The sequence below is a fragment of the Bacteroides caecigallinarum genome, from assembly GCF_016901995.1.
Lineage (GTDB): Bacteria > Bacteroidota > Bacteroidia > Bacteroidales > Bacteroidaceae > Phocaeicola > Phocaeicola cellulolyticus.
Genome location: NZ_JACJLE010000014.1, coordinates 66,216 through 72,843 on the forward strand (window position 1 = coordinate 66,216; position 6,628 = coordinate 72,843).

Genomic DNA, 6,628 nt, shown 5'->3' on the forward strand with positions numbered 1-6,628 from the left:
ATAATCGATTTATTCATAACCTAATTCAAATTCATCTACCCATAAAGTACTACCACTACCTACCTGCCCCACAACTTTCATCCCCTGAAATTCACCACCATAACGACTGGAAGTTGCTACAATAGCAATTTGAGCAGGCTTCGACTGTTTATCACTATATTCCAAATCTAGTTCAAATTTAGTATACTCAGTAACAGTTTCAGTCCCAACAAACTCACCATAAGCAATTTCCTGACCAGCTGAATTCCATAAAATCATATATATATGACATTGATCTGTTGTCAGATTACCCGGAACAGTTCCACCATTGGTAATTGGCATTGATTTATACTTATAATATCCTGCCAATTTTGTTGGTCGAGCCCCCGAATAGGAGCGACCAAAAGAAGGACTAGATGCAGGATTTCCTACATTTGTCTTATACTTTCCTATAAATATATTTCCAGCCGCTGCACCAACAAGAGTCATAGGTTCAATAGTATACATTTTTACAGCATTCCCTTTATAGGCATCTGCACCTTCTACTGGAACTACATTCGAATCTCTATTACCGACACTAGTTACACCTTGATTTCCGGTAGCCCAATAAGCTTGTGGATCATCATAATTATCGGCAACCGGATTCGGATACCATGTTTTTCCATTCTGTGTCCAAGTTTCGAAGTTCATATTGGGAAGTGCAACAATCGTTTCCGTCTGGAAAGAATATATCTCTCCTTCACTGCCTCCTGCTAGTGCGCGTACCTCATAGTCAGTACCGCTCTGCAATCCCATAAGTTCTGCCGAGTAAGAAGTATTTCCCGTTTCGGTAATGGCAGAAGCATCGAGTTCTGTCCATTCCTCATTACCTTTCACACGATATTCCACTGAGACATTCGTTCCCGCTCTGAAACTACCACTAATATAAGCTTTGGTAGCCCATGCATTTACCTTTTCAACAGAAGCTGTAACTGACGATTTCTGCACATCCACAGTCCAGTCGCATATATATCTGCCGTTACGATAAGCTTTAAACACACGCGGACGGGTAAAATCAGTTACCGTTTCTGCAGTAGGCTCCAGCACAGTTTTAGAGCCTTCCAAATTTAACTTTTTAATTTTTATATTCCGATAGTCAGCATCCTCAGTTACATAAATTATAGCGATATGATTATACAAATCTAGTAAAGGAGCAGTACCCGACTGATTTTCTACTTCAATAGTCCGTTCTATTTCCTGTTTTACAGTTATCTTCCACCAATAATCCTGATATGTTTTCAGCAAGACACTTACCGGATTTGTAAAGTTAATGGCAGTATTAGCATTAGCAGGAAGCTCATTCAGAGATATAAAGCTGAAAGAAGGAAAACCATTTGGTTTAATACAAGCAGACGTATCTGGATAAATCATAGCTTCCGAATTGGCAACCAGTTTAGTAATCGGCAAACTATCAATAAAAGCATCCTCTCCTATAGTAAGTTCAATAGTACGAGCCTGATTATTGAACACAGCTTCTCCCTGCATTCCGTCTACCTGAATTTCCTGAATAACTCCCTCTATATAAGGATAAGGAATGTCATTCTCTATACACGAAGACATGTTCAGTAACAAGAGTGATACAAGACTAAGCTTCAAAACTTTCATCATCATAATTTGTCAATTTAAAAATAAGTACAAATACCGATATTGATAGAAAATATATTAATTTTAAAATCAGCTGAACTTTGGCGGTATGACCCATATTCCACCTGATTGGTAACCTGTTCAACCCACTTAAAATCCAGTCCGACCACGTTAATAGAAACTTCTACAGCCATGTTGTTCATAACAAAAGCCGTTAGTCCGGGTGCTGCACCAATTTGCAAACGATGAGAAGTCTGATAAGTACCTGAAAGCGTCTGATCTGCACCAGATAAGGTCTTTCCTTGTCCATATCCATATGTAAGGCGAAGTTCATTGAAAAAGCCAAAAATCTTACTGTTTCCCAAGCCCATATATGTACGTAAAAATCCGGCTGCAGTATATTCATGCTCAAGATATTTATAATCACTGATATCAAATGTCAGGTCATCTCCCAAATCCAGATTGACATTACCTATATCCGCATATGTACGGTTATAATTCAAACGAACACCGGCTGCCATATTGTCCCGAAAAAAATATCCGGCATACGGACTCACCTTAAAAGTATATCCTTCACTGTTTATATCATCTAATATAAGAAATTTGTAATTATCTCCAGCCAGCTCGGTATAAGAAAATGTAACTCCTCCCATCCACGAACCTTTAGGAACAAACAGAGAAGTCTTTATATTACGATCATAACCTTTTCGTGCGTAAACCGAAGTTACGCACGAAAAGATTAATAATAAAATGAAATATTTCTTCATGCTAATATTAATAGTATGACAATTCAAAATCATCTACCCAAAGGGTACTACCTTCCGCCAACTGCCCAACAACACTCGTTCCTTGAAATTCACCACCATAACGGCTTGACGTAGCAACAATAGTTATTTTAGTCGGGCGTTTTGTCGGATCAATATATTCAACAGGACATTCAAACCTTGTATATTCTGAAACATTCTTATTATCAACAAAACTACCTTCACCAATTAGTGTTTCTCCTGACCAAAGTTTTATATAAATCTCACACTCATCCGAAGTGAGCGTACGATCTGCAGGAATAGTACCACCATCTCTCATATTCGCACCTGGAGCATACTTATACCAACCGGAAAGTTTTACAGGACGGGCACCTGAGTAAGACCGACCAAATGTAACGCTACTTGCAGGATTACTCATATTCGTATTATACTCACCGATAAATATATTTCCAGCAGCATATCCAACCATTGTAATACTTATTGTAGAAAGTTGAACCGAATATCCACTACGACCATCTTGTACAGGTATTGAATTTGAGTTTTTTATAGTAACGACTCCATCATTACCTGTAGCCCAATAACTATTAGCCTGATCACCATTCGGGAACCAACAATCACGTTTTGTAAATAGGCCTTTCTCAACCTTCGTCCACGTATCAAAGTTCAGGTTTGGAATTTCTTCATACGTTTCTGTGGTAAACGTACAAGTTTCGCCAGTCTTATCTCCACACAAAATATAATATTCGTATTCAGTACCAAAATCCAGCGGAGCAACCTTTGCAGAATAGTTTTTGGTTCCTTCTTCCTGAACAGCATCTATTGTAATCCATTCAGCATCATCTTTCTTCTTGTAACGGAACTGTACTGGAGAAGTAACTTCTTCCAAATTACAAGTACCGGACAGATAAACAAACTGTCCCCAAACTTTAGAAGCATCAATTTTAATATCATCAGTCACTAAATCAGCGCTTTCCTGCTTGGTAGGAACCTTTACAGTCACATCATACTGATGAATAGTTTGGTCTACCGAAATATCAAAACCTGCATTACCTTCCGTAATATCCAAGTTTACTTTATAGTGGTAAGCAGCTTCCGCTTGCGATGCTATTTGCTGAGAGAAAGACTTTCCGTTGCCAAAATCAACTTTTAAAGTTAACGCCTGACCAGCCTTTAGATAAGCTGCACGTTCTTCTCCTTCTACAAACGGAATACTCAACGCATCAGCACCTTCTATATAACAGGTATAACCGGTAAAAGTCGATTTAAAAGTTTCCGAACTATTTACAGAGACCATTGTCTGAGCCAATTTACAAGTCACTTTCACACTTTTTGCTTTGTTGGCTTCAATCAGTACACTGCTTTGTCCCTCATAATAAGGCAATACATCAAACCCTTGAGTTTCCATATCCTTGTCGGCTGAATATGCCTTTACGGTATAAGTTGCTACACGCAGTAATACATCATTCAGATTTCTCCAGTCATCGGCATGCTGTACAACAGCATTCGATTCATCCAATATATCTACAGCTATTGCTTCCGATTCGGCTATATCAGTACGAGTGGTTACACTCTTATTGACATCAACAGAAGACAGCTGAAGATAGCCATATCCTTTAGCTTCATCTATCTCTGACTGGCAGGAAGTAAATAGTCCTGCCAAAAGAAATAAACTAGTAACTAATATATTTGTTTTCATTTATATCTATGTTTTATTATTATCTTTATAAAGCAGGATTATTATTCTGTTACATTCACAGTTAAAGTGCCCTCCTTAGTCTCATTGCCATCAGAAATAGTCAATGTAAACTTATGTGTTCCCATTAATCCTTGTCCTGGCAGTAAAGCAACCAAAGATGTTACATCAAAAGTGTAGTTGGTCATATTTCCGCTATGAAGCTGATTGTAAGTTTCTTCTGTAATAAGTGGCAAACCAATCAACTCTTCCTTTGCTTGAGGTCTATCTTCCAGATTACACAAATCAAAAGGTTTACCCAAGTCCATACCAGCAAGTAACACAGGGAATACCTCATTATCACTTTCAATTGAAACCACCAATGACTTTATTCCGTTTTCTGAAGCCATATCTACCTTTATAGTCGGCATTTCTTCTGATGCCATAAGCTCAGCTAAACTTAAATCGTAAGTTTCGGGAATACCAGTAACAGACAAAGTACCAGTAGTTGGTTCTTCTGGCTCTCCACCACCTTCACCCGGATTTTCCGGACCGTCATAAATTATATTACTTACCGGTATTTCGATAGTCTCGCCCACTTCTGTAAATGTCAAATCGACAGTAATACCGATAGAAATAGAAGATTCTGTAGAGCCTTCCTCAGTCAGCATAATTTCAAAAGAATCTCCTCCTGCTAAATCAGACTGACCACCTTCTGCATCCGCAGGCTTCTGAACAGTCGCTTTCAGTTCAATAAAATTACCTTCTACAGAAGTTGCCTTGATAGAAGCATTCAGACTGTTCTGATGTTCAGGAACCTGAAAATAATATTTCGTACCGATAGAAGTTTTATCGAAAATCTGGCTAGCTCCATCTCCATTATCTACAACAACTGTATAATCGTCTTCAAAAGCCTCTTCGAATGAAGTAGTCAGACCTACAGACACTTCAATACATGCCAGTTTACACGGCAAATCAACACTTGTGGCAATACCTTTCTTTACAGAGAAAGTCTGTTCTCCTTTGAAATAAGGGCGATTTGACACCGTTACATTTTCACCTTCATAATTGTAAGCTATTACAGAATAACTTCCTTCACTTAAAGAAATAACTACCTTACCACTTTCATTTTTCAATTCGCTAACCTTGCCTTTTGTTACTTCTTCCTGAGTTTCTATTTTTGTAACAACCAATGTATAGTTGTCTACATTCACATCTTCTTCATTAAAGTTTCCTGTAGTAGTTCCGCCGTCTACTGTTTCTCCAGCACGGCTTATTGCCACCCCGTTATAAATAGATGCCAGATCAAGCTCCAATGTACCAATATTTTCTCCATCTCCACCTTTTCTTAAAAGTTCATCTCGCATTTCGCAAGATGACAAACCTGCAATGAGACCTAAAAGCCATATTAAACTCTTATACTTTTTCATCTTATTCATTTTTATTTTAACTTGGAATGTAATCACCCGGAATATCAACTGTAACGTCTTCTTCAGTAACGCCATCGTCAACAGTTATTTCCAACCCTAATTTACCGCCTTCAATATCTGTTGCATTCGGTTTAATAGTCAATGTATAAGAATAACAAGGCTTTAAATCTATAGTCTTAGAAGTATTAAAATCATCAACAGACACTGGCTCGCCATTTTTATCTATCAAAGAAAATGACAATACAGCCTTTACACCTTCATCACCTGTTTTCAAGTAAAGTTGCTGATTCTCATTCGATTTGTTCATAGTCCAAACCTCATTCATATAATCGGTCTTGACAGTAACGGTACAGTCTTGGAAATAATCCTCAAATGTATCAGTATCATCATTTCCTTTATATACCAATATAATTCTGGCATTTGCAGGTTTACAAACAATAGAAACAGTTTTCTTATCTCCTTGAGATACAGTAAATGTCTCACTACCCTTTACATACAACTTATCATAACCTGCCGCAACGTCCTCACCGTAATATGCTGTAACTGTGTAAGGAACACCAAAATCAACCTTCTGTTCCACTTCCAACTCACTATAAAGTTTATCTGTATAAACAGGCTCTTCGCCTTTATACAAAGATACTTTATAATTATTTACGTCACGATAGACAGACTCGTCTATTGAACGACTATAGGACAAATTAGCCAATAAATCAATCATTACAGCACCTTGTCCTGATACGCTTTCATTTGCTCCATTAGAACAACTGCAAAATCCTGCAATCAGCAATAATAAACAAAATACTTTTAAATAGTTAATAATCTTCATTTAATTAAATTTTAAATTTTCACGATGCAAAGTAACTATCTTTCAACATGTTTTGCAAGGTCAATTTTTGATATTTTTGTTCCATTTTTAATATGTTGTATATTTAACACATATATAAACAGTATAATCTTAATATTTTATAGACTTTTATTAATATGATTATTGGTCAATACTTCAAATTAACCTACATTTGTATTGATAATTACCAAAACAACATTAAACATAAAAATGAAATTCCCATGAGATAAAAAAATCACGCCAAAGAGAATGTAAATAGTCAAGCTGAAGTTACCTTTGTATAGTGTAACCCTAAATGTATCAGTTATGGCAGAAG

At 37.0% G+C, this 6,628-nt stretch carries 5 protein-coding genes; all 5 read right to left on the minus strand.

The genetic code is table 11. The features are described from left to right. Nucleotides 1–9 precede the first annotated feature (9 nt). From H6A61_RS05360 to H6A61_RS05380, 5 genes are read right to left on the minus strand one after another with little or no spacing between them, the layout of a single operon-like run. Nucleotides 10–1,629, minus strand: coding sequence for a PCMD domain-containing protein (locus tag H6A61_RS05360; protein WP_204391750.1), 1,620 nt, complete (start codon nt 1,627–1,629; stop codon nt 10–12). A gap of 11 nt (nt 1,630–1,640) precedes the next feature. Beyond that, nucleotides 1,641–2,369 (minus strand): hypothetical protein, encoded by a 729-nt coding sequence (locus H6A61_RS05365; protein ID WP_204391752.1) that lies wholly within the window; start codon nt 2,367–2,369, stop codon nt 1,641–1,643. A 7-nt stretch (nt 2,370–2,376) separates the two neighbouring features. Then, nucleotides 2,377–4,062: a DUF4493 domain-containing protein gene (locus H6A61_RS05370; protein WP_204391753.1), complete on the minus strand. Its 1,686-nt coding sequence runs from the start codon at nt 4,060–4,062 to the stop codon at nt 2,377–2,379. Nucleotides 4,063–4,103: 41 nt separating this feature from the next. After that, a complete protein-coding gene (locus tag H6A61_RS05375; protein WP_204391754.1) occupies nt 4,104–5,468 on the minus strand; it encodes a DUF4493 domain-containing protein in 1,365 nt (454 codons plus the stop codon). Nucleotides 5,469–5,484: 16 nt separating this feature from the next. Continuing rightward, a complete protein-coding gene (locus H6A61_RS05380; RefSeq protein ID WP_204391755.1) occupies nt 5,485–6,294 on the minus strand; it encodes a DUF4493 domain-containing protein in 810 nt (269 codons plus the stop codon). Between the last annotated feature and the right edge of the window lie 334 nt (nt 6,295–6,628).